21 protein-coding genes are annotated in these 23,364 nt (G+C 41.0%); 11 read left to right on the forward strand and 10 right to left on the reverse strand.

Features of this window, described 5'->3' with window-relative positions; translation table 11 throughout:
• Positions 1–156 precede the first annotated feature (156 nt).
• From ACK8HY_RS00260 to ACK8HY_RS00280, 5 genes are all read left to right on the forward strand, one after another.
• Complete coding sequence (locus ACK8HY_RS00260) at positions 157–513, forward strand: hypothetical protein (protein ID WP_416132318.1); 357 nt, start codon at positions 157–159, stop codon at positions 511–513.
• Positions 514–652: 139 nt separating this feature from the next.
• The gene (locus ACK8HY_RS00265; protein WP_416132319.1) at positions 653–1,876 is read left to right on the forward strand and encodes a hypothetical protein; all 1,224 of its coding nucleotides are present in this window, start codon (positions 653–655) and stop codon (positions 1,874–1,876) included.
• Between the two features lie 10 nt (positions 1,877–1,886).
• Complete coding sequence (locus ACK8HY_RS00270; protein ID WP_416132320.1) at positions 1,887–2,552, forward strand: hypothetical protein; 666 nt, start codon at positions 1,887–1,889, stop codon at positions 2,550–2,552.
• A 146-nt stretch (positions 2,553–2,698) separates the two neighbouring features.
• On the forward strand, positions 2,699–3,889 hold the full coding sequence (locus ACK8HY_RS00275) for an ATP-binding protein (RefSeq protein WP_416132321.1): 1,191 nt from the start codon (positions 2,699–2,701) through the stop codon (positions 3,887–3,889).
• A 100-nt stretch (positions 3,890–3,989) separates the two neighbouring features.
• A complete protein-coding gene (locus ACK8HY_RS00280; protein WP_416132322.1) occupies positions 3,990–5,054 on the forward strand; it encodes a PA0069 family radical SAM protein in 1,065 nt (354 codons plus the stop codon).
• 95 nt (positions 5,055–5,149) lie between these two features.
• Here ACK8HY_RS00280 and ACK8HY_RS00285 read toward each other — a convergent pair whose 3' ends face one another.
• From ACK8HY_RS00285 to ACK8HY_RS00300, 4 genes are all read right to left on the reverse strand, one after another.
• A complete protein-coding gene (locus ACK8HY_RS00285) occupies positions 5,150–6,571 on the reverse strand; it encodes an amino acid permease (RefSeq protein ID WP_416132323.1) in 1,422 nt (473 codons plus the stop codon).
• A gap of 374 nt (positions 6,572–6,945) precedes the next feature.
• The gene (locus tag ACK8HY_RS00290; protein WP_077436049.1) at positions 6,946–7,110 is read right to left on the reverse strand and encodes a FeoB-associated Cys-rich membrane protein; all 165 of its coding nucleotides are present in this window, start codon (positions 7,108–7,110) and stop codon (positions 6,946–6,948) included.
• Between the two features lie 61 nt (positions 7,111–7,171).
• On the reverse strand, positions 7,172–9,274 hold the full coding sequence (gene feoB, locus ACK8HY_RS00295; protein WP_416132324.1) for a ferrous iron transport protein B: 2,103 nt from the start codon (positions 9,272–9,274) through the stop codon (positions 7,172–7,174).
• On the reverse strand, positions 9,274–9,513 hold the full coding sequence (locus ACK8HY_RS00300; RefSeq protein ID WP_077436053.1) for a FeoA family protein: 240 nt from the start codon (positions 9,511–9,513) through the stop codon (positions 9,274–9,276). Before ACK8HY_RS00300 ends, feoB begins: the two co-directional genes overlap by 1 nt.
• A 131-nt stretch (positions 9,514–9,644) precedes the next feature.
• Here ACK8HY_RS00300 and ACK8HY_RS00305 point away from each other — a divergent pair, with 131 nt between their 5' ends.
• The gene (locus ACK8HY_RS00305) at positions 9,645–10,094 is read left to right on the forward strand and encodes a MarR family winged helix-turn-helix transcriptional regulator (protein ID WP_077436055.1); all 450 of its coding nucleotides are present in this window, start codon (positions 9,645–9,647) and stop codon (positions 10,092–10,094) included.
• On the opposite strand, the gene ACK8HY_RS00310 is transcribed toward ACK8HY_RS00305, so the two are convergent.
• Positions 10,095–10,922, reverse strand: coding sequence for a ZIP family metal transporter (locus tag ACK8HY_RS00310; RefSeq protein WP_077436057.1), 828 nt, complete (start codon positions 10,920–10,922; stop codon positions 10,095–10,097).
• Positions 10,922–11,503: a phosphatase PAP2 family protein gene (locus ACK8HY_RS00315; protein ID WP_077436059.1), complete on the reverse strand. Its 582-nt coding sequence runs from the start codon at positions 11,501–11,503 to the stop codon at positions 10,922–10,924. Before ACK8HY_RS00315 ends, ACK8HY_RS00310 begins: the two co-directional genes overlap by 1 nt.
• 201 nt (positions 11,504–11,704) lie before the next feature.
• On the opposite strand from ACK8HY_RS00315, the gene glmM reads away from it, so the two are divergent.
• Together glmM and ACK8HY_RS00325 are read left to right on the forward strand one after the other, a co-directional pair.
• Positions 11,705–13,087, forward strand: a complete 1,383-nt coding sequence (gene glmM / locus ACK8HY_RS00320) for a phosphoglucosamine mutase (protein WP_416132325.1) — start codon at positions 11,705–11,707, stop codon at positions 13,085–13,087.
• A gap of 84 nt (positions 13,088–13,171) precedes the next feature.
• Positions 13,172–15,247: a Na+/H+ antiporter gene (locus ACK8HY_RS00325; protein WP_416132326.1), complete on the forward strand. Its 2,076-nt coding sequence runs from the start codon at positions 13,172–13,174 to the stop codon at positions 15,245–15,247.
• 41 nt (positions 15,248–15,288) lie between these two features.
• Here the strand turns inward: ACK8HY_RS00325 and ACK8HY_RS00330 are convergent, their stop codons facing one another.
• From ACK8HY_RS00330 to ACK8HY_RS00345, 4 genes are all read right to left on the reverse strand, one after another.
• Positions 15,289–16,311, reverse strand: coding sequence for a WD40/YVTN/BNR-like repeat-containing protein (locus ACK8HY_RS00330; protein ID WP_416132327.1), 1,023 nt, complete (start codon positions 16,309–16,311; stop codon positions 15,289–15,291).
• A gap of 204 nt (positions 16,312–16,515) precedes the next feature.
• The gene (locus ACK8HY_RS00335; RefSeq protein ID WP_077436067.1) at positions 16,516–16,989 is read right to left on the reverse strand and encodes a hypothetical protein; all 474 of its coding nucleotides are present in this window, start codon (positions 16,987–16,989) and stop codon (positions 16,516–16,518) included.
• Position 16,990: 1 nt separating this feature from the next.
• Positions 16,991–17,548, reverse strand: a complete 558-nt coding sequence (locus tag ACK8HY_RS00340) for a hypothetical protein (RefSeq protein WP_416132328.1) — start codon at positions 17,546–17,548, stop codon at positions 16,991–16,993.
• A 113-nt stretch (positions 17,549–17,661) separates the two neighbouring features.
• A complete protein-coding gene (locus tag ACK8HY_RS00345) occupies positions 17,662–18,684 on the reverse strand; it encodes a LacI family DNA-binding transcriptional regulator (protein WP_416132329.1) in 1,023 nt (340 codons plus the stop codon).
• Positions 18,685–18,805: 121 nt separating this feature from the next.
• On the opposite strand from ACK8HY_RS00345, the gene ACK8HY_RS00350 reads away from it, so the two are divergent.
• From ACK8HY_RS00350 to ACK8HY_RS00360, 3 genes are read left to right on the forward strand one after another with little or no spacing between them, the layout of a single operon-like run.
• Positions 18,806–20,290: a xylulokinase gene (locus ACK8HY_RS00350; RefSeq protein ID WP_416132330.1), complete on the forward strand. Its 1,485-nt coding sequence runs from the start codon at positions 18,806–18,808 to the stop codon at positions 20,288–20,290.
• 1 nt (position 20,291) lies between these two features.
• The gene (gene xylA / locus ACK8HY_RS00355) at positions 20,292–21,620 is read left to right on the forward strand and encodes a xylose isomerase (protein WP_077436075.1); all 1,329 of its coding nucleotides are present in this window, start codon (positions 20,292–20,294) and stop codon (positions 21,618–21,620) included.
• 52 nt (positions 21,621–21,672) lie between these two features.
• The gene (locus tag ACK8HY_RS00360; RefSeq protein WP_077436077.1) at positions 21,673–23,349 is read left to right on the forward strand and encodes a sodium/sugar symporter; all 1,677 of its coding nucleotides are present in this window, start codon (positions 21,673–21,675) and stop codon (positions 23,347–23,349) included.
• The last annotated feature ends 15 nt before the right edge of the window (positions 23,350–23,364 follow it).

The following is a 23,364-nucleotide window of genomic DNA, read 5'->3' on the forward strand; positions in this document are numbered from 1 at the left end:
AAAGTACGTTTGATACATTTGTAGCGCCTGTGGAAATCCTGGAAGGCAAAGGCTAATCGAGTGGATACGTTAGTCTGTAACGCAGAGGCTTCTATGAGAAATTTATTGATGTTGATGAGGGATGCTCCGATTTTAATGTATGATACCTCCTTGCTTATGCTACATCAGTTAATTGATATATCGGTTAGGACTTATCTGAAATGTGTGGTCGGCTTTATTCCGGAGGGGGTAGCTTTGTGTACTTTGATTGATTGGTGTACTATTGCTGATACGCAGGTTATCGATTATCTGTCTACTTGGAACACATTGGAAAAGAAGGTGTTTATTCTTGCAATGGTTCCTCAGAGGATTTGCTGGATGGGAGTAGCCAAGAATTTTAGCCCTGAGGCCAGACAGGCTGTACTTAGAAAAGCGAAAGAACTCGTTGAGTTTTTTGTTCATCTGTGCAAGGAGGCCGTTCAATCTATGGAGTCCCATGCCAAAGAACCAATAGTGGATCCAATGATCAATTAAAAACTAATCCTAAACCATACGCAAGAAATTCTGGCAACAGATGCTGTTTTGGTATCTGCAACCATCGCTTTGTCTAAACGTAAGGCTTTAGTCTTGTAATTATCTTAAGATTTTGATTATAAATTTAATATGAATTATTATGAATACAGATTTTAATTTTTTGCCTGATTCTTTTGAAGACGAAAGAGATAAAATTGATTATTTGTTTTGCTATTTGCGTAGGTTATATCGGCAGCATAGCTTAGTTGAATGGAAAAAAGGGATTGAGGAACTAGCCCAAGTGGTTTCCAATAATTATTGTGAGAGTCATCTAGTTGAACAAGACTTTTTACCGTTCGTCTCTGAGATTAAAAAGATTATTGAAGAAGCGTGGTGTGTATTGCAAAAAAGGAATAGAATGGAGTTCAAGCATGAGTATCTTGGGATAGAATGGAAACAGAATCCTTATGCCTTAAAAAAGAAAAATATATCAGAAGATCATCAATATCGCACTTCTTTCAAAAGACAGTTTCAAAATAAAATAACGATGATAAATGAATACGAATGTCGGGATTTCTTTCTGGTGTTTGATGATTTTTTCAACCAACTGGATGTTATAAATTGGTTGAAGTTAATGGATAAATGGGCGGAATTTTCCGTGAGAGGGAAAGGGCTTATAAGTGAATGCTATGATTATACTCCAAACGAAACTTCTCGTCATCTACAACGCCTGTTTGAGGCCTGTTATCTAATGGATGATTTTGTGTTTTGTCCAAGATTTTATCCTCCGAATTCTGAGTTGTTTCGTATTGACTATATGATGTTAAATTGTTATTCTGAAACGTTCAACGGGTATAATCCGTTTCTTCTATTGGCATATTTGTTTACAGAATATGAACTTTCGGAATTAAAAAATAGTTTTTCATATTGGATGTATTGTGCTAAAATCCAGACAGAAGTCTATAAAAATGATGAGCCGGCAACGCTTTTAGGTTTGTATAAAGATATCGGCCAACTTCTTGAGATTGGTTGGCTCATTCTTTACACCAAAGATATGCCGGAACATTGGCTAGATCCGGCTCGGATGGACTCGGATTTTGACATGACAAAAGTAAATATCAAGGAGGAAGTATTGACTTTTTTGAGCAGAGAAGAACAATGTAATCCTAGAAAATCACTTCATAATTTCTACAAAGCTAATAGTTGGTTTCATTATCAAAGAATGACATTGGAAGATGCTTTGTTTTACGCGCTTCAAACTAAGAACCTATATTACAATATTGAGCGTTTTGAAAAGCTCGAATCTAGTATAAACAAACTTATGGAGATCCTATATGCATTGAATAGAGAGTTTATGAATAGCATTCTATTTGGAGGAAAATAATTGTTTAACTATGCCATTTGCAAACCCTACGCCTTATGACTATTTCCCGCGGAGATTGCATCCGCAGGAGATCGGTAATCCATTTAATGTAATTAATCTTTTCTTTGGTTGGGAGAATTTCCCGGCTTGGAGAGAACACCTTGATGAGTGGAAGGAGGCTGCAATCAGACCATCTTATAGAATGAATAATGAGCAGACGTTAAGAACGTTCATTCGTTACGAATTTATAGAGATTTTGATTGAAGGTATCTTTATGATTTGTCGATTGGATAAAAGCTATTGGATGCCAGATTCCGAGCTTCGACATCATTATAAGATGCATGGAAAAACCTTTATGCCTGATCAGGATGAGATGAACAATGCTATAGGATATTTTAATAATTCTCATAATCCAAAACAATTTCAGTGGGAAGCATATAATCTAACTTACCTTAATAAAGAAGAACGTAATACGCCGCGAAAGGTATTTTATGAGTTATGGGAAACATATAATCTGCCACATGTACGCGATGCACTTTATTGGTGGCTGGTGGTGAGTATGGACTATACCTGTGCAGATGATAGCAGGGGCGATGATTATCTGAACAAGTTTCATACACATCTACAACGAGTAATTGAAGCAGCTCATCTTATCTATATCTGGAACATGGATAGGTGGCCGAGATTGTATCCATAATCGTTCTTTAGCTAGTTGAGTTCTGGTAAGATGTTGATAGCGTTAGTTTTAATTTGTTAGATTGCTCAAATAAAAAGCAATAATTGCTATAAATTGCTTTTTATTTGAGCAATTTATAGGTAAATTTGCTTTTATTTTGAGCAATTATGGAAGAGCTGTTGTTAGAGTTTCAAGCTAGGATGCTTGGTGTTCCGTTGGAAATACAACGTTATCTATTAGAAGAAATTGATCTGAAGAATCGATTAGTGGCTATCAAGGGGGCAAGAGGTTCGGGAAAAACTACTCTACTGTTGCAATTGGCCAAGCTGCATATGCCCTTGCAATCCACACTGTATATCAGCCTGGATCATATTTATTTTTTTGATAACAAACTTTATTCGCTAGCCAAAGAATTTGTTCAATTTGGCGGTACTCATTTATTGCTGGATGAAGTGCATAAATATCCCAACTGGTCTAGGGAGATCAAGTTGATCTATGATAACTTTCCAGACCTGAATGTTATTTTTACTTCATCATCCATGCTTGAGATATATAAGTCAGAATCAGATTTGAGCAGGAGAGCAATAACATATTATTTGAAAGAGCTTTCTTTTCGAGAATTTCTGATGTTTGAAACGGGTAAAATGTTCTCGAGCTATTCATTGATAGATATTATCGAAAATCATGACAAATTAGCGGCAGATATCCTAAAAGAGATAAAGCCATTACCGCTGTTCGAAAATTACCTTAAGTATGGAGCTTATCCATATTATAAAGAAAATGAAAAAGCTTACTATCAGAAACTGCAAAACACAATCAACCTGATCATAGAGATAGATATCAATGCTGTAGAAGACTTAAACTATGAGACGCTCACTAAATTAAAAAAACTCCTTATTAGTATAGCAACAAGCGCCCCGTTTACTCCAAATATCACCAAGCTCAGCGAAATTGTGGGAGTCTCTCGTAATATTTTAGTGCATGGCATCAAAATATTGGGGCGTGCAGGACTTGTTAATGAACTGTATAAAGATAATTCAGGAATCGGAGTATTAACTAAACCTGAAAAACTATATCTTAATAATAGTAATCTGATGTATGCGCTCGCTAAAGAAAATACGAATGTGGGCAATGTGCGGGAAACATTTTTCTTAAATCAGTTTATGGGCCTTCATGAAATCAATCTTTCTCCTGTAGCTGATTTTTTAGTTGATAAACGTTATACTTTCGAAGTCGGAGGGAAAAGCAAAAAGAAAAAGCAAATCACAGGTATTTCTGATGCTTATCTTGCCAAAGATGGAATAGAAATTGGTTTTAGTAATGTGATACCTGTCTGGCTTTTTGGTTTTATGTACTGATTCTTCTAATGCATTTACCATTTTATGAACTTCATTCAAAAGGGAAAATAAGATGACATATCCTTGTTAAAATTACTAATAATTTTAGTAATTTTAACTTATGAATCAGTCAGAATATTTTAAGGGCAGAGGGGCACAGATCAACCCCAATAACAAATTTTTTTCCAACCAGTATGTGCAGGAGCATATTGAAGGCTTGGATGAGGAATTTCTTGGGGCCGAAAAAACGCAATTTATTCCGACACATCCGAAGTCCATTATCTCCAAATCCAATAGCCCAGACCTGCGATTTGAACGATCAATCAATCCCTATCAGGGCTGTGAGCATGGCTGTATTTACTGCTATGCCCGCAATTCACATGAATACTGGGGCTTTAGTGCCGGATTAGACTTCGAGCGCAAAATCCTGGTCAAACACAATGCTGCTCAACTTCTGGAGCATGAATTCCGCAAGTCCAGTTACCAGCCTGATTTGATTATGCTCTCAGGCAATACCGATTGCTACCAACCTATCGAACGGAAATTGGGGATCACACGATCGCTTTTAGAATTGATGCTAAAATATCGAAATCCAGTTTCCATCATCAGCAAGAATGTATTGATGCGAAGGGATTTTGACCTCTTGCGTGAGCTTGCAGCACTGAATCTGGTATCCGTTGCCGTGACCATTAATTCCCTAAGGGAGGAGGTACGGCAAAAGATGGAGCCCAGGACGGCTACTGCCTCGGCCCGTTTAAAACTCATTGAGGGATTGGCGGGGATAGGTGTGCCTGTGATGCTAATGATGGCGCCCATTGTTCCCGGGATCAACAGCGACGAGATTTCAGATTTGATCCGTTCGGGAGCAGATGCGGGCGCAATTACCGCCTCTTATACCATTGTTAGACTTAACGGGCAGATCGGTGGTATATTTAAAGATTGGTTGTATCAGAATTATCCCGATCGCGCCGAAAAGGTATTGCATTGGATCGAGGCTTGTCATGGCGGAAAAATTAATGATACTGATTTCGGACGGCGTAAAAAAGGGGATGGCAATATGGCAGAGAGCCTGCAGCATTTATTTAAACTTTCTGTGAAGAAATATATGAATAATGGGGTGCTTCCGCCCCTTAGAAGGGATCTTTTCCGCTTGCCGGATGCGGGTGTGCAACTGGAATTATTTTAATACAACAAAGGCCAGATTCATTTGAGAGTCTGGCCTTTGTTCTGAGCAGAATATGGCTTCCGAAAGCACGGAGTCATAAATTGATGCTCAAATTCTTATTTTTTTCTATTGATCAATACGTAACTGATATATAATAGTAATAACCACACCGGAATCAATTCAACCGGTAATTTCATGCCAGTTACCCACATGATACCCAGCACAGCAATCAGAAAGATCAGACAGATATAATTGCTCAATGGATAGAGAAACGAAGGAAATTTCGTTTTTACATGCGCATCGATTTTGTTTTTTCTAAAGTATAAATGCGTGATTGAAATCATTAGCCAGTTGATGATCAATGAAGAAACAACCAGCGACATCAGGATCTCCAATGCATTTTTTGGTGCAACATAATTGATAAAGACACAAATCGCGGCAAACACTGCTGAAACCAGAATAGCATTTATAGGCGCATGATTTTTGTTAAGCTTGGACAAAAACTTGGGTGCATTACCTTGTTCAGCGAGCCCAAAGAGCATTCTGCTATTACTGTAAACACTGCTATTGTATACAGATAAGGCCGCGGTGAGCACGATCAGGTTGAGTGCGTTTGCGATAATTTTTGTGAAATAGATGGTCTTTCCGAACAGGGTAAATTCAAAACCATTGAGCTTGTCAAAGACCAACACAAATGGACTCGTATCAGCGGTGATATTTGTCCAGGGAGTAAGGGAAAACAAGATAATCAGAGCACCCACATAAAAGATTAGTATGCGGTAGATAACCTGATTGGTGGCTTTTGGTATATTTTTCTCAGGATGCTCGGCTTCGGCAGCAGTAATACCCACCAATTCGAGTCCACCAAAAGAAAACATGATCAGTGCCATGGCGGATAGCAGACCTTCATAGCTGCCATCTCCAGTCTGGTTAAACCAGCCTTTTGGAAAGAACCCCCCATGCGAAGTGAGGTTGCCCAGGCTCGCCTGTTCACCTCCGGTACCACTAACAAGGAGATAGACACCAAAGACAATCATGGCAATAATAGCGACAACCTTAATGATTGAAAACCAAAATTCTGTCTCGCCATAAATTTTTACCGAAGCAAGATTCAGGGCATTGATAGCGAAGAAGAAAAATAAGCTGGATCCCCAGAGTGGGATTTCCGGCCACCAGAATTGGACATATACTCCAATAGCTGTTAGTTCGGCCATGCTCACTAAAATATAGAGCACCCAGTAGTTCCAGCCAGAGGCATAGCCGGCAAAAGAACCCCAATATTTATTGGCGAAGTAACTAAAGCTACCAGATACGGGTTCCTCAACCACCATTTCCCCCAATTGACGCATAATAAAAAATGCAATTATCCCTGCAAAGGCATAACCAAGTATCACTGCCGGTCCCGCTAGTGTGGCAGCTTTTCCTATCCCAAGAAACAATCCGGTTCCGATGGCGCCACCAAGTGCGATCAGCTGAATATGTCTATTTTGAAGTCCTCTTTTTAATTGTTTCGAATCCTTGTTATTCTGTTTCTCCATTTGTATGGTTAATACGGTTACTTATTTAATGTCGATCAGTCTTGATCCTGAATATTCTACTCGTCTCTTTTCCAACGTAGGATTGAGATGAAATCGGTTTATCTGCAAAGTACTACAAATTATTTAATTTGCTACTACAGCATGTTTACCTAAGCGCATAAAGTTAGTAAAACACTTAGGTATTTTATACAACTTGGGCTTCGCTTTTTGCTGAACCGGAAAGTAATCTTGATTAATGCTGCTGAAAGACAGCTTTTTAATGGAAAACGCTACCATGAGAATGGTAGCGTTTCTTTTGTTCGTAGCTAGTGTGATTTTTGGCCACTCCACCTTAGAACGAAATTTTGTTTGTAAATGATACAATAAAAGATAAATTAATTTGCTTTTTGTGGTTTTTCCGCTGTTCCGCAACTACATCCACAACCTTTGGAACAAGCTGATTTACCTTTGAGTGATTTACGGACATTTCTAACGACATACCATACAGCCGCTAATACCAAAACTCCAACGATGAGATATTGTACTGTTATATTATCCATGACCTATTATTTTTAAGGGCTGTAAAAGTCGCTACTGAGCGAACTCGCACAACACGTTAATCTATTTTAAAAGCTGGTAAGCAATCAAGGCACTGAAATACGCCAGACCTGTCATAAAACCAACCTGAATTAATGTCCATTTCCACGAACCTGTTTCTCTTTTAACCGCCGCTATGGTACTCATACATTGCATGGCAAACGCATAAAATAAGAGAAGCGATATTCCCGAAGCAAAATTGTAGGCTGGTAAGCCTGTGTTACGGTTGATCTCCGTCCGCATTTTGCTTAATACCGTTGTTTTCGTTGCTTCATCTTCAATATCAACCTCGTCGCCTAGACTGTATACCGTCGCCATGGTTCCGACGAAAACCTCTCTTGCAGCAAAAGAAGAGATCAGACCAATTCCCATCTTCCAGTCATAACCCAGCGGCTCTACAACCGGTTCAATTGCCATGCCAAGATAACCGAGGAAAGAATGTTCCAGACGATAAGAAGAGATCTCATGGTCTAGGTCTTCGCCCGAGAGATTAGGATTGTTTTGTATCACATATTCTTTTGCATTACTGAATTTGTCGTTAGGTCCAAAGCTGCCCAAGGCCCAAAGGATGACCGAGATTGCCAAGATAATCTTACCAGCACCGAAGACAAAACTTGATGTTTTCTCCCACACATTTAGAGCGACATTTTTCCAGTCCGGAGACTTATAAGTCGGAAGCTCAAAGATGAGGAAAGACTTGTGTTTGGACTTAATGATTTTTGTCAGAAGAATGGCTGAAAATAATGCGGCAAATATCCCGAGGATATACATGACAAACAAAACCATCCCCTGCAGTTGAAATCCGGCGTATTTGGTATTGGGGATCACCAATCCGATCAGTACGATGTAGATAGGGAGACGTGCAGAACAGGTCATGAATGGCGTAACCAATATGGTGACTAATCTTTCCTTTGCATTTTCAATATTACGTGCAGACATAACGGCAGGTACCGCACATGCCACGCCAGAGATCAGTGGGATCACCGATTTTCCATTTAAGCCAAAAGGTCTGAGCCAACGGTCCATCAGGAAAACCACACGGCTCATATAGCCGGTCTCTTCCATAATCGAAATAAAAATGTATAAAATAACGATCTGTGGAATAAAGATGACGATACCTCCGATACCTTTGATAATACCATTGCTCAACAGATCTGTTAATGGACCCGCAGGTAGGGTTGCTTGAATGTAGGCTGCGAAATCGCCAAAAAGGCCATCTATAAAGTCCATAGCAGGACCTGACCAGGTATATATGGCCTGGAAAATCAGGAAAAGAATACCAAAAAAGATCAGATAGCCAAAGATCGGATGGAGCAATACCTTGTCGATCGCGTTTGTCTTATTTTTGTTGGACGCATCGTCCTTGGTATAGATTTCAGCTAAGTTGCCATCTAAGGATTTGCTCCGCAGGATGGCTTCTTCTTTTTGCAATTTCTCCGCTTTTAATTGATGCTTTTCGCGGATTTGTTGAATCGCCTGATTTTTTTCTTTGGATAAAAAAGATACTTCACCTTTGGCCAAATATTGCCAGGTATGGTATTCGGTATCCAAAGGGAACAGTCTTTTGGTCTCTTCCAATGCTTCATTTGCTATGGCTGGCAATTGGAACTTGCTGATATACATCGGGGGTACTGCATCGAAGTTTTTGATCAGCTGATCTATGCCCTGCCCTGTGCGTGCATTTGTTTCGTATACTTTTGTATTGAGTAGCTGTTCGAGTTTTGCGATATCTATACTGATTCCTTTTTCTTTGGCCTCATCGATCATATTGATGACGAAGATGGCCGGAAGACCGAGTTCGCGCGCTTGTTGATAGAGGATGACAGACCTTTTTAGGTTTGTCGGTTCGGCAACGACAACAACGAGATTGGGCCTAAAACTGTTTTCTTTGTTGACCAGTGTATTAAAGACGACTTCTTCATCCATTGAGCTTGGGAACAATGTATAGGTTCCGGGAAGATCGATGACACGATAGGTCTTGTTGTTGGCTTTAACTTGTCCCTCACGTTTCTCTACCGTGATACCAGGATAGTTTCCTACTTTCTGATTTAATTTTGTAATCCGGTTAAACAAAGAGGTTTTACCCACATTTGGATTACCCAAAAGTGCAATAATCGGGTTATTCATTATTTTTGATCAATAAGGATGACTTTAGCTTCTGATTTGCGAATGGCAATCAAGGCGTTATTAGCAATAATATTTAAACATATAGGACCATTTAAAGGTGCGATATGTTTCACTTCTACTTCTGTACCGGGTACAAAACCCAATTCGAAAAATTTAGCTGGAATATCGTGCGAATCAAAATCAATAATTACCGCTTTTTCCCCTTTTTTTAGCTTGTCTAAGCTAGTTTTATTACGCATCTACCTGTTTTTTTGTATCCTCCAAATATACAGATTTTCTACCATTTAGAATGATTCTAATGTCATAGTTATGTATTTAGCGCAAAAAACAGCTATCTTTACGGGTAAAAAGGGATTAATTATCAACCAAAATGAAAATCGAGGACGAAATCAAAGTAAGTAAATTCAGTAATGAATGGCATCGTTGTACCGTAAATATCCTATACACGTACAATTGGCTTAACAACGAACTTGAGCAAAGGGCAGCCAAAGAGCGGATCACTTTGAAACAATTTAATGTCTTACGCATTCTCCGGGGACAATACCCAAAACCTGCAACCAATAGCCTGATCAAATCAAGGATGTTAAGTACGACACCTGATATCTCCAGAATGATAGATAGAATGGTAACGAAAGGACTTGTTTCCCGTTGTCAATCCGGCGGTGATAAGCGGGCAGTTGATCTGGTTATCACCGATAAGGGGCTGGAGATCCTTAAGAACCTGGAGGAACCAATGTTAATGAAAGATATTTTGTCCGATAGGATTACTCCCAAAGAAGCAACCCAGCTCAGCGCTTTATTGGACAAGCTGAGAGGCTAATTAATGTGCATGGTCATGGTCATGATGATCATGATCATGCAGCTCTTCTTGCTTGCCCTGTCCGTGGTCGTGAGCATGATCATGCTCGCCAGCGAAAGCAAAACTTGCTAAGGCAATGGCCACTCCGGCGATTACCGCAATCATTTTCTTTTTGTTAAATTTATGATGGTCTATAGATCCGGACTCGAACAATATGGTTGTCGATATATGTAGAAATATACCAATTACCACGGCCATGATCTTATCAAAATATTGTTGAATATGACCAACCTCGCCAGCGCTAATCGCTTTACTCAATAGGAAGCCGAAAGGGGTCATGGCCGCGAATAGTGCCAGTGTAATGATAATCGTGTTTTTTTTCAGGTGTGTGCTGATAAGTATGCTACCTAAGGCGAATGCCGCAGGAATATGGTGGATCGAGATCCCCAAGGCTAGCTCGGTCTGATGTGTCGCTGCCAATGGCATTCCCTCAAGGAAGGCGTGTAGACATAAGCTAAACATGATACCGATTGGAAAGCTGTGGCTGTGATGGCCATGCCCATTTTCGGTATGGATATGTCCGTGTTCAATTCCCTGAGAAAATTGCTCAAGAAACAACTGGAATAAAAAGCCACCGAGTACATAGATGCCCAATATTTCGGGTGAGGTATTCGTCGACTGGTATACATGTGGAATTAAATGCAGTACAGTAATGGAGAATAGATAAGCCCCACTAAAAGAAAGGATCAATTTTAGAAAATTTGTTCCTTTTTTCTGGACGAAAAAAACAGCGATACCACTTGCAAATGCAGGTACGAATAAAATTAAAATCAATAAAATTGAATTCATTATACTTGTTCAGTTTTAAAAAAGCTAGGTACAAACCGCTTAAATAGATAGCCTGTAGCCAATCCGACCAGGATTCCAAGTGCGGAGCCACAGAGTATATCAAAGGGGTAATGAACACCAACATAGATTTGAGAGACCGAAATCAGGAATGCCCAGGCAATACAAAGCCAAAGCACATATTTCCATCTTCGTCGGAAAAGCACAATCCAGAAGAAGGCCAGGGAAAAGTGATTGGCCGCATGGGAGGAGGTAAAGCTAAATCCGGAGCCACAGCGTACCCGAATATTGACATTTTCCTTAAACTCCACATCATTGCAGGGCCTGATTCTTTTGACAGTCTTTTTGATCAAATGCGATGAGATCCCATCAGAAATACCAAAAGTAACCAATGTCATTGCCACAATCAGTATACCCATTTTTCCATAAGTTTTTATGAAAAAAATAACCAGAAATAGATACAGTGGAGCCCATGTGTATGGATTACGTAAAATAGGCAACAGCCAGTCAAATACAGGGTTACTTAAACCTTGATTGATGGCAAGAAAAATTTCCTGGTCGATGTGTACTAATTGTTGAATCATAAATGTTGTTGATTACAATGAAATTCCCAAACTTTTAAAAACTCGCTTTTCAAAAGTAAAAATAATTTCATTGCAAACGATTGTTTCTTTTAAAAACAACTTTGTTGCAACAAAGATACGTTAAATATTCAATAATTATAATTTTAATTCGATATTTTATTGCCATAATGCTAAATTTACACGTTAATCAATTCAAAGGAAATGACTTTAATTAAATCAATCTCAGGAATACGCGGTACGATAGGCGGTCGTGCAGGAGAAGGACTTACGCCAATAGATATTGTTAAATTTACAGCTGCTTACGGAACTATTATTGTAAAGCAAAGCGGAATAAAGAAAATTGTAGTTGGAAGAGATGCCCGTGTTTCTGGCGAAATGGTCAGTAACCTTGTTATCGGAACCCTGCAAAGTATCGGTGTTGACGTCATTGATTTGGGATTATCGACAACGCCTACAGTGGAGATTGCTGTTCCCATGGAAAAAGCGGCCGGAGGGATTATCCTGACAGCTTCGCATAATCCGGGACAATGGAATGCGCTAAAACTGTTGAATGCAAAAGGCGAATTTATATCCGACGCGGAAGGTCAGGAAGTTTTAGCCCTTGGTGAATCCCTGGATTTTGATTTTTCTGCTGTCGAGCAATTAGGTTCGGTACACAAAGATTATTCTTATCTACAAAAACATGTTGATGCTGTATTGGCATTGGAATATGTAGATAAGGAAGCGATCAAAGCGGCGAACTTTAAAGTTGCTTTGGATGCGGTGAATAGTACGGGTGGAACATTTATTCCTGCCTTACTGGATGCGCTGGGTGTACAGACAATTTATAAAATTCACTGTGAGCCGAATGGCAATTTCCCGCATAACCCCGAGCCTCTAAAGGAACATCTCACAGATTTATCTGCTGCCGTGATCGAAAATAAAGCTGACTTGGGAATTGCTGTCGATCCTGACGTGGACCGTTTGGTATTCATGATGGAAGACGGGGAGTTATTTGGTGAGGAGTATACACTTGTTGCTGTTGCAGATTATCTTTTGCAGCACAAAAAAGGGAATACAGTCTCCAATTTATCGTCGACACGTGCCCTACGTGATGTAACCAAAGCTCACGGTGGTGAATATTATGCTGCTGCTGTAGGCGAAGTTAATGTGGTCACCAAAATGAAAGAAGTAGATGCTGTGATCGGTGGCGAAGGTAATGGTGGGGTAATCTATCCAGCCTCACACTATGGTCGTGATGCTTTGGTAGGTGTGGCTATTTTCCTGACGCATTTGGCTAAGTTGGGTAAGAAAGCTTCGGAGTACCGCGCTTCACTGCCACAATATTTTATGTCCAAGAATAAGATCACGTTGACACCAGAACTGGATATCGACAATCTTTTGGCGAAAATGGAAGAAAAGTATAAAAATGAAGAACACAGTACCATCGATGGACTGAAAATAGACTTTGAAAATGAGTGGGTGCATTTGCGTAAATCCAATACGGAGCCTATCATTCGGATCTACTCCGAAGGGCCAACACCGGAGGCCGCGGAGCAGATCGCGCAAAAAATCATTCGCGAGATCGAAGAAATAATTAAATAAAAACAAAAAGCTGCATCCGCAGCTTTTTGTTTTATGATCTACACGGCAATATATTTCCACAAATAAAATACGTAAGCATAATTTATGATGAAGAAGACCATTATAGCGATTTATTGTTTTTTGAGTCTATTTTTATATGCAGTTCCGCTGATGGCTCAGAAGCCTGTTGATGCAGTCAATGCGACTTTGGATACCTGGCATAAATCTTCGGGCGAAGTCAAATTTGGGCCTTTTCTAAACGCGCTGGCAGCAGATGCCGTTATCTTGGGAGCCGACCGGCAGGAACGCTGGGATAAAAACCATAGTAGTACATTCTCTGAGCAATATTTTAACGCCCAATATGCTTGGAACTATACTTATCAAAACAGATATATCCATTTTAATACCGATAGTACAACGGCTTGGTTTGATGAGACTTTTAAGATTAATACCAAGTATTTTCGGGGTACTGGTGTCTTGAGCAAGATCGATAATGATTGGAAGATCAGGCAATATAACCTGTCCATGCTTACGCCTTATCAGGAGGTCAAGTCGGCCATTGGTGGAAAGCTGGGACACAATGTGCATAATAACCTGTTGCTGGTCATGGTGCTGTTTTTCTTTATGGCCATGCTGTTTGTGCTGAGTCAACGACTAAAAATATCCTATCCCATCTTATTGGTTATAGGTGGTCTAGGGATTTCCCTTATTCCCGGAGCGCCAGTGATTAGTATAGATCCGGATATTGTCTTTTTGGTATTTTTACCACCCTTGCTGTTTGAAGCGGCCTGGTATACCAACTGGAACAATTTTTTGAAATGGCGGCGATCTATTTTCATCATGGGTTTTGGGCTGGTCTTTTTTACTTCCTTGGCAATCGCATATTTTTCGGTGAGTATTATTCCAGGGTTCACCTTGGCTTTGGGCTTTTTGCTGGGCGGGATTATTTCTCCTCCGGACGCAGTTGCTGCCAGTTCGGTATTAAAAGGCGTGAGTATACCTAAACGGGGTATCACGATCTTGGAAGGGGAGAGTCTCGTCAACGATGCGGCTTCTTTGACTGTATTTCGGTTTGCTTCCATCGCTATCCTAACGGGGCAGTTTGCGATGGGTACTGCAACAACACAATTTCTTGTACTCTCCGTAATGGGTGTTGTTGTCGGACTTGTGATCGGCCATATCTTGTATTTCTTCTTGCGTTATGTGGCTAAATCCTCCAGTATATCGACGCCAATTACGTTGATCGCTCCTTACCTGATGTATATCGTTGCCGAACATTTTGAATGGTCAGGTGTTCTGGCTGTGGTCAGTGGCGGTTTGTTCCTTTCTTTCCGGGCGGGTGATTATCTGAACTATCATACCCGGATACAAACCAAGGAAGTTTGGGCAACAATTGGATTTTTATTGAATGGTTTTGTTTTTATCTTGATTGGACTTGAACTGCCAGTGATCATCAATGGGCTGGGGGAATATTCGATGGAAGAAGCAATTGATTTTTCTCTGGCCATCTGTGTTATTGTCATTGTATTGCGCTTGGTTGCGGTTTATCTTTCTGCCTATGTTCCACGTTTATTGTTTAAAAGAGTTCGTGTCAAAGAAAAAGGCCCGGGTTGGAAGCTGCCATTGATCGTCGGCTGGGCTGGTATGCGGGGCGTTGTTTCGCTTGCCTCAGCCTTGGCTATCCCGATGACATTATATGACGGAACAGCTTTCCCGCATCGTAATCTTATTTTGTTTATCACTTTTGTCGTTATTCTGGTGACTCTGGTGTTTCAGGGACTTACACTGCCCCTGCTGATAAAATTGATCAAGATCGAGGAGGTTGATGAGCAAGTGCCGATGGAAGAGCAAATTGATGAAATCCGTGTTCGGCTAGGTAAGGACTCTATTGCTTATCTCGATAAGCATTATGCCAAGGAGATGATGGAATACGAAACAATTGCAAGGGTAAAAGAACAGCTTATCCGAAGCATAAATGCATCTGAACGAGCCAAAGAAGAGGACACCCGGGCGCAGTTATCGGCTGTCAGGGGATTATATAATAAAATTATGCTCGAAATTCTGGCGGTACGTCGGGAGGGATTAGCGAAAATGAAGGAGAGCAAAGAGTACGACAGTGACGTCATCAAAGATTTAGAATATTCATTGGACTTAGAAGAGTCGCGCCTGACACGCAAATAAGGTGGGCTGAGCCCTAGAGATTCAAAAATAGCCGGGTTAACCTATTGGACCAACCTGGCTATTTTTCCTTTATCACCAGCTAAGAAAACAGCTTTACCCTTTTTCGCCTTCTGCACGGCATTGTAGCTATCCGGCGAGATATTATACCATGTTTTTCCTTTGTCCGCTGACAGATCTGTTCCTGATGTTCCGGTACAGATAAGTTGTTTGTTCGAGAGATAGATGACAGCCGATTTAAAACCCGATACTGGCTGATGGGAAGCTTGCCAAGTTTTACCACCATCATTGCTCAAAAAGCAGGCTTTATCCTTATTTTTATCATTTCTGTAATCCCCACCAACGACAATCCCCGATTTAGGCGAACTGAATGCAATGGAAAAAGGGCCAGTGCTATTTTGCCCCTGCGTAATGGGACAGCTGTAACGCTGCCAGGTATCTCCCTGATCTTTGCTCGTGTAGATATTGGAAACCGTTCCGCCGGTTGCGATCCAAAAGTCGCCCGTGGCAAGACTAAAGATGGAGGTACCACTGGCTGCAAAACCGGCCTCACCTTCGGCAATGGTATAGCTAAGGTTGGAGGATATATCTTTCCAGGTCTGCCCAAAATCTGTTGTTTTTAAGAGGGGCATCTGTCCTTGGATAGCATCGCCGAAAGCGATACCCACACCTTTTGGTGTAAAAGCAAAACCATCATAAAATATTTCGGGACGTGTATCTTTAAAAACCTCTTTCCAGCTTCTGCCCGCATCATTGGTTAGTAATATTAAGGCCGGGGAACCTGCTGAAATAATCAGGGCCTGATTTTCATCGAAAGCCTCGATATCCCTAAAGTCTATCTTTTCGTAACCGATGGGATTGACCCACTGCCAATTTTTTCCAGCATCGGTACTCAAACCCACTGTACCGTTGTTTCCGCTGACCCATAGTGTCTGATCATCGACAACACTTAGTCCCCGATAACTGCTATTGCGTTCTTGATTCAACAGCTTAATTGTGTTTTTTTGTGCAGATAGACTTTCGATAAGAAAGACCTGGACGAGAAAGAAAAAAAATAGTGGTTTCATGTGGTTGTACTAGTTATTGCAATAAATTCAGTGTATAATGACGTTAAACTTAAATGTATTGTTGCGGGAGATCTGTTCGTATTACTGTGGTAAATTCATTTGCACTAAATGCAGTAATATAATTGCAGTAGATCTATTTACGTTAAATTCAATTGTATTTTTTGCTGTAAATCCATTCGCATTGTTACGGTAAATCTACGCATATTATTTAGACAAATCTACACTTCTGCGGGATGCTTTACGTCCTTTTTTCATTATCGTTTTCCTCAACAGGAGCAAGCCAACTGTCATTTTTCTTGGCGATTTAAAATAAGGGATACTCAATATGACGAGCAAGGATATACAGGCCGATGTCCCCAATGCGCCACCATATCCATTGAAAAACTTACTGGTATTGAGCAGGATGGTGGTGAATATAACACCTGCCAAGGAAAGTCCAAAATAAGTAGACAGCTGTGTCTTGGATACCATACCGATAAAAGAAGCGCCGATAAATACGGCCGGAATATACTGAGTGAGATAGGTGGAGAGTAGATGGGGGAAGAAATATAGGAAAGCGGATACGATCAATGTTAGCAATGCAGAGGAGCGTACAGCGCCCTGTCTGTATTTTGTGTTTACATAATATGTCGCTGTACTTCCGATAATTCCGACAAGATATAGAATGAATGTTTCCATGTTATTTGAAAAGATAAAGTAGTAAATAGGTCAACGAAACACCGAGGAAAGCCAGTGTGCCCAATTTGCCACCGACACCATTCAGTAAGCTTTTTGAAATCACCAGAAAGACTGCGGTAAAGACACCCGCTGTCAATATAAAATAAAAACCATGAGCGACCTGGGAACTTGACATACCCACAAACGCACCACAATAGATGGCTGCAGGAAGATGAGGGAGGTAACTTGAATTCTTATTGATATTGGGGATAAATGAAGCTAATGTACCAGTCAGTGCAGCGCCCATGACAGGTCCGAGCCCAAAGATCTGATTGAAGTAATAGGAGATGATGGCACCTACTGGCACCCATGCCGCTATTTTGATTGACTCATATTCATGGATGTGGTGGTGTATCGGCGATTTGAGGTAGCTATATAAGATAAATAAGGAAAGTAATCCGATGAATGACAGTACAATATATGAGTTGGTATTTTCAACAAAAATGGCGACTAAAAAGAGCGCCTGGATAACAAATAATAAGCAAATACTTAAAATTCTAAACTTCTGCCTGGCTTGCATTGATTTCAAATTTCGGCAAAGTTATCAATTATTTGTCTATTCCACAGGTAGATTTTCTTTTTATCAGGATTGAATCGCGTATAAACTGTTGGATATCCTCATCATGTTATCAATTAGTTGTCTGTTCTACAGGTGGATTTTCTTTTTACCAGTATTGGATCGAGAACAACTTGTTCGATATCTTCATAAGGATCCTTTTGTTTAACCATCTTCATAAAGAGTTTAGCACATTCCTCGCCCATTTTGTTGGCCTGTTGATCGATACTCGATAAAGTCGGTGTAATAAACGAAGAGAACGTCTGGTTCGCAAAGCCAATAACGCCTGTTGCTGGAATGTCAATCTGAGCAGCTTTGAGCGCCTGGATAATGCCCACAGCGGTAAAGTCGTCACCTCCAATGATCGCATCCGGTTGAACGGAAGATTGCAGGATCTGCTCGGTGCCTTTGATCCCTGCTTCAATAGAGAGTTCCCCGCGGACTATAAGTTCATCCAGCTGTGGAAGACCTGCTTCTTTTAAGGCTGCTTCAAAACCGCTAAAACGATCCTGAAAGATAGCAATTTCTTTATTCGTGGTGATAAAACCAATTTTTTTATATCCTTGTTCGATCAGATGTGTGGTTGCAAGGTAGCCCGCTTCAAAATCATTCAATTTAACTACAGGTGCTGCAATGTCCTGGTGGGTACGGTCAAAGATAATCAGACTTTTGCCTTGCTTGATGACTTCCTGGAAATGTGCTATTTGCTGGGTTTCCAAGGAAAGTGAGGCTATGATGCCGTCCACCTGTGCTTCCAACAAAGTTTTGACTCCGTTTACTTCATCCAAATAGGATTCATTCGATTGATAAAGCAGTAAGCTATAGTTGTGCTTTTTTAATTCTTTTTCAATGCTGTGAACTGCTTCTGCAAAAAAATGGATTTGCATCGTTGGTACGATAACCCCAATGGTATTGGACCGGCCCGAAGAGAGTGAGGATGCAATTTTATTGACACTGTAATTGAGTTCTTTTGCTTTGTCCAGGACCAACTGCCGTGTAGCCTCACTAATGGTGGGTATATTATTCAGGGCACGTGAAACCGTTGAAACCGTGATTCCAAGCGCCCGCGCAATATCATAAATCGTTGTTTTTCTTTTCACACCCCAAAGTAAATAATTTTATTGAATATTTTGGAAAATTCGGAAACATATCCTACTTTTATGCAACCGGTTGCAATTTTGTTGCCGGATATAATTTAAATAACCAGTTATACGATTAGGCATGTATTTTTTAGGTATAGATATTGGTACTTCTTCGGTCAAGGTTTCCATTGTTGAAGCATCCTCCCAACGTAAGGTCTATTCGGCGCAATATCCCGCTGAAGAGGCTCTTATTATTTCGCCGCAGCCCAATTGGGCGGAGCAGGATCCCCAGAACTGGTGGACCTATTTCAAACGGGCTTTATCCCAGGCAAACGCTTCGGGGCTTTATGATCCCAAGCAGATTACGGCAATCGGTATAGCCTATCAAATGCATGGGCTTGTTGTTGTCGATCAGGAGCAACAGGTATTGCGCAATGCGATTATTTGGTGTGATAGCCGGGCTGTCGCATTGGGAAACAAAGCTTTTGAGGAGATTGGGAAGGAATTCAATTTAAAACATCACCTCAATTCACCGGGCAATTTTACCGCTTCCAAATTGGCGTGGGTCAAAGCCAATGAACCGGAAATCTATCAGAAAATCGATAAGATCATGCTTCCCGGGGATTTTATAGCCATGAAACTTTCAGGAACTATCAGCACCTCTATCTCGGCTTTATCGGAGGGGGTATTCTGGGATTTTCAGCGCAATGAACTGTCTACGGCACTGATGGACTATTATGGTTTCGATGCGGATTTAATACCGTCCATATTGCCCGTTTTTGCGGAACACGGTCAGATTAAGCCAACCGTAGCCGATGAATTGGGACTATCACCGAAAGTAACAATCAACTATAAGGCCGGAGATCAGCCGAATAATGCGCTTTCCCTAAATGTACTCCAACCGGGTGAAGTCGCTGCCACGGCGGGCACTTCGGGTGTTATCTATGGTGTGAGTGACCAGTTGATAGCGGATCGTGAGTCTCGTGTCAATACATTCGCCCATGTCAACTATGGGCCGGATGAGATCCGTACGGGTGTATTGCTCTGCATTAACGGTACTGGTATTATGAACAGTTGGGGTCGGAAGCTTCTGGGAAAGGATTTGTCCTACGATCAGATAAATAGTATGGCCGCGACTTCGCCCATCGGTAGTAAAGGTTTACAGGTTATCCCTTTTGGAAATGGTGCGGAGCGTATGTTAAATAATCAATTGGTGGGGGCATCGATAACATCAATTGACTTCAATAGACATGAATCTGCTGATATTCTGCGAGCGATTCAGGAAGGAATCGCTTTTGCTTTTCGCTATGGACTGGATATTATGCGCGAAAATGGATTATTTCCACAGATGATCCGTGCCGGCAATGCCAATCTATTTTTGAGCCCTGTATTTCGTGACTCGTTTGTGGGTGCGACTAATGTCCCTGTGGAAGTATATGATCATGATGGCAGTGTGGGCGCTGCTATAGGTGCTGGAATCGGTAGTGGCTATTATGCCAGTTTCGTAGAGGCTTTTGACAGCTTAAAACCGGTTTATACTGTGGAACCTAAGGGGGTTGATCAGTATGAAGAAAATTATCAACAGTGGAGAGAAATTTTAGAAACAAAAATCAATACTAAATAAAATGAACATTATCAAAGAACAAAAGGAGTTTTTTAAAGGGATTGGACAGATCGAATTTGAAGGACAGGAAAGCAAAAATCCATTTGCTTTTCGTTATTACAATCCAAAACAAGTGGTTGCAGGTAAGACCATGGAAGAATATTTTAAGTTTGCCTGTTCGTATTGGCATTCTTTCAATGGTGATGGATCTGATCCGTTCGGCGGGCCAACCCACAGATTTCCCTGGGATGAAAGCAGTGACCCGATTACACGTGCAAAAGATAAGATGGATGCTGCTTTTGAGTTTATCAGCAAAATGAATATTCCCTACTACTGTTTTCATGATGTGGATTTGGTGGATTACACGGATAATGTGCTGGAAAACGAAAAAAGACTGGCAACGATCGTGGACTATGCGAAAGAAAAACAGCAGGCGAGTGGTATCAAGCTTCTCTGGGGCACAGCCAACCTCTTTAGCCACAGACGTTATATGAATGGCGCTGCGACGAATCCGGATTTCCAGGTATTGACGCATGGTGCTGCACAGGTGAAAGCAGCGTTGGATGCCACCATTGCGCTCGGTGGTGAAAACTACGTGTTCTGGGGTGGAAGGGAAGGTTATATGAGCCTGTTGAATACCAATATGAAGCGGGAACAGGAACATCTTGCCCAGTTTCTACATTTAGCCAAGGATTATGCGCGTAAAAATGGGTTCAAAGGCACTTTCTTTATCGAGCCCAAACCATGTGAACCGACCAAACATCAATATGACTATGATGCGGCCACCGTATTGGGATTTTTGAGACAGTATGACCTATTGGACGATTTCAAACTCAATCTTGAAGTGAATCATGCAACCTTAGCAGGGCATACCTTCCAACACGAATTGCAGGTTGCTATTGATGCCGGAAAACTGGGATCCATTGACGCCAATCGCGGTGATTATCAAAATGGCTGGGATACTGACCAATTTCCCAATGATATCAATGAACTGACCGAATCGATGTTGATCATTTTAGAAGGGGGGGGCTTCCAGGGCGGTGGTGTTAATTTTGATGCCAAAATTCGTCGCAACTCGACTGATCCTCAGGATTTATTCTACGCACATATCGGCGGAATGGATCTTTTCGCACGGGCTTTGCTTACGGCAGAACGTATCTTGCAAGATGGTGAATACCGTAAAATAAGAACCGACCGTTATGCATCCTTCGATAGTGGTCATGGGGCTTCTTTTGAGCAGGGTAAGCTGACACTGGAATATTTGAGAGATTTAGCGGTAGAATCTGGTGAACCACAAACGATCAGCGGAAGGCAAGAGTATTTAGAAAATTTGATCAATAGATATATATAGTTAATCAAAATATTTATATATTAGGCGATCAAATTAAACCAATTACCAATACATGAATAATTATTTAAGTACAAAAGATTACATCGTTTTCCTGATATACTTTGTCATTGTTGCAGGTTACGGATTATGGGTGTATTATCGCAAAAAGTCTGAATCTGTAGGCTCCAAGGATTATTTCCTTGCCGAAGGATCGTTGACCTGGTGGGCGATTGGAGCCTCCCTGATTGCATCCAATATTTCTGCGGAACAATTTATCGGCATGAGTGGGTCGGGCTTCAAAATGGGACTTGCCATTGCCACGTACGAGTGGATGGCAGCAATTACCCTGATTGTTGTAGCGGTGTTTTTTATACCGGTATACCTCAAGAATAAGATCTTTACAATGCCGCAGTTTCTGCACAAGCGGTATAATGGTACTGTAGCCATGATTATGGCAGTCTTTTGGTTACTATTGTATGTGGTTGTCAATCTGACTTCGATTCTTTACTTGGGCGCTATTGCGGTGAGCAGCATTTCCGGAATAAGTCTGGAAGCTTGTATGTATGCTATTGCCATTTTTGCTGTTATCATCACATTGGGAGGTATGAAGGTGATCGGATATACGGATATTATTCAAGTATTCTTTTTGGTATTGGGTGGTTTGGCAACAACCTATCTGGCATTAAACCTTGTTTCCGAACACTATGGTGGTTCAGGTATCTTGCAGGGCTATCAATTGATGACCGAAAAGGCTTCCGACCACTTCCATATGGTTCTGGACCGTAAAAACGAGAATTACCTTGACTTACCGGGACTGACTGTTCTGATCGGTGGTATGTGGATTGTCAATCTGAACTACTGGGGCTGTAACCAATATATCACACAGCGGGCATTGGGCGCTGATTTGAAGACTGCACGTAACGGGATTTTGTTTGCCGCATTCTTGAAACTGTTGATGCCGATTATCGTCGTATTGCCTGGTATTGCCGCGTATGTTATGTGGAAAGATGGTTTATTTCAAAATGAAATGATGCAACATGGCGAGGTCAATCCGGATCATGCTTACCCAGTCTTATTGAATCTATTACCAGCGGGTCTAAAAGGACTTTCATTTGCGGCGCTGACTGCTGCGGTAGTTGCCTCATTGGCAGGTAAAGCAAATAGTATTGCCACGATCTTCTCATTGGATATTTACAAAAAGGTATTTAATACGGATGCTTCCGACAAGAAGTTGGTTAATATAGGTAAGGTGACGGTTGTTGTTGCCATGATTTTGGCCGTGATCATCGCGCCACATTTGGGAATCGACAAAAAGGGTGGATTTCAATACATCCAGGAGTATACCGGATTTGTATCGCCGGGTATTTTTGCCATGTTTATCTTGGGATTTTTCTGGAAAAAAACAACATCAAATGCGGCATTATTTGCGACGATAGGTGGATTTATTCTATCCATTATCTTCAAAAAATTACCGGATTGGGCAGATCTTTCTTTCTTGGCTTCGACCGGTTTCTCTATCCCGAATCCGACAACGGGAATTTACGAAATTCCGTTTTTGGACCGGATGGGTTTTGTCTTTGCAATCTGTATCATCGGTATGATCATTATCAGTTTGATTGACAACAAACGTGGGGTAGTACCAGCCGGCCTGGAAGTAGATACAACCATGTTTAAACCACATAAAGCATTCTTGATCGGTACATTGATTGTTGCTTTATTAGTGACAGCATTATATTCCATTTATTGGTAATCCGATCATCAAGCA

Source organism: Sphingobacterium sp. NGMCC 1.201703 (genome assembly GCF_047784615.1).
Lineage (GTDB): Bacteria > Bacteroidota > Bacteroidia > Sphingobacteriales > Sphingobacteriaceae > Sphingobacterium.

Bases quoted from the DNA above. Each gene is read 5' to 3' on its own strand.
- ACK8HY_RS00290 (WP_077436049.1), bottom strand. From the start codon at position 7,110: ATGGATAATATAACAGTACAATATCTCATCGTTGGAGTTTTGGTATTA.
- ACK8HY_RS00280 (WP_416132322.1), top strand. From the start codon at position 3,990: ATGAATCAGTCAGAATATTTTAAGGGCAGAGGGGCACAGATCAACCCC.
- ACK8HY_RS00335 (WP_077436067.1), bottom strand. From the start codon at position 16,989: ATGGAAACATTCATTCTATATCTTGTCGGAATTATCGGAAGTACAGCG.
- ACK8HY_RS00325 (WP_416132326.1), top strand. From the start codon at position 13,172: ATGATGAAGAAGACCATTATAGCGATTTATTGTTTTTTGAGTCTATTT.
- ACK8HY_RS00330 (WP_416132327.1), bottom strand. From the start codon at position 16,311: ATGAAACCACTATTTTTTTTCTTTCTCGTCCAGGTCTTTCTTATCGAA.
- ACK8HY_RS00260 (WP_416132318.1), top strand. From the start codon at position 157: ATGCTACATCAGTTAATTGATATATCGGTTAGGACTTATCTGAAATGT.
- ACK8HY_RS00265 (WP_416132319.1), top strand. From the start codon at position 653: ATGAATACAGATTTTAATTTTTTGCCTGATTCTTTTGAAGACGAAAGA.
- ACK8HY_RS00360 (WP_077436077.1), top strand. From the start codon at position 21,673: ATGAATAATTATTTAAGTACAAAAGATTACATCGTTTTCCTGATATAC.
- ACK8HY_RS00285 (WP_416132323.1), bottom strand. From the start codon at position 6,571: ATGGAGAAACAGAATAACAAGGATTCGAAACAATTAAAAAGAGGACTT.
- ACK8HY_RS00350 (WP_416132330.1), top strand. From the start codon at position 18,806: ATGTATTTTTTAGGTATAGATATTGGTACTTCTTCGGTCAAGGTTTCC.
- ACK8HY_RS00275 (WP_416132321.1), top strand. From the start codon at position 2,699: ATGGAAGAGCTGTTGTTAGAGTTTCAAGCTAGGATGCTTGGTGTTCCG.
- xylA (WP_077436075.1), top strand. From the start codon at position 20,292: ATGAACATTATCAAAGAACAAAAGGAGTTTTTTAAAGGGATTGGACAG.
- glmM (WP_416132325.1), top strand. From the start codon at position 11,705: ATGACTTTAATTAAATCAATCTCAGGAATACGCGGTACGATAGGCGGT.
- ACK8HY_RS00305 (WP_077436055.1), top strand. From the start codon at position 9,645: ATGAAAATCGAGGACGAAATCAAAGTAAGTAAATTCAGTAATGAATGG.
- ACK8HY_RS00340 (WP_416132328.1), bottom strand. From the start codon at position 17,548: ATGCAAGCCAGGCAGAAGTTTAGAATTTTAAGTATTTGCTTATTATTT.
- ACK8HY_RS00300 (WP_077436053.1), bottom strand. From the start codon at position 9,513: ATGCGTAATAAAACTAGCTTAGACAAGCTAAAAAAAGGGGAAAAAGCG.
- ACK8HY_RS00315 (WP_077436059.1), bottom strand. From the start codon at position 11,503: ATGATTCAACAATTAGTACACATCGACCAGGAAATTTTTCTTGCCATC.
- ACK8HY_RS00310 (WP_077436057.1), bottom strand. From the start codon at position 10,922: ATGAATTCAATTTTATTGATTTTAATTTTATTCGTACCTGCATTTGCA.
- feoB (WP_416132324.1), bottom strand. From the start codon at position 9,274: ATGAATAACCCGATTATTGCACTTTTGGGTAATCCAAATGTGGGTAAA.
- ACK8HY_RS00270 (WP_416132320.1), top strand. From the start codon at position 1,887: ATGCCATTTGCAAACCCTACGCCTTATGACTATTTCCCGCGGAGATTG.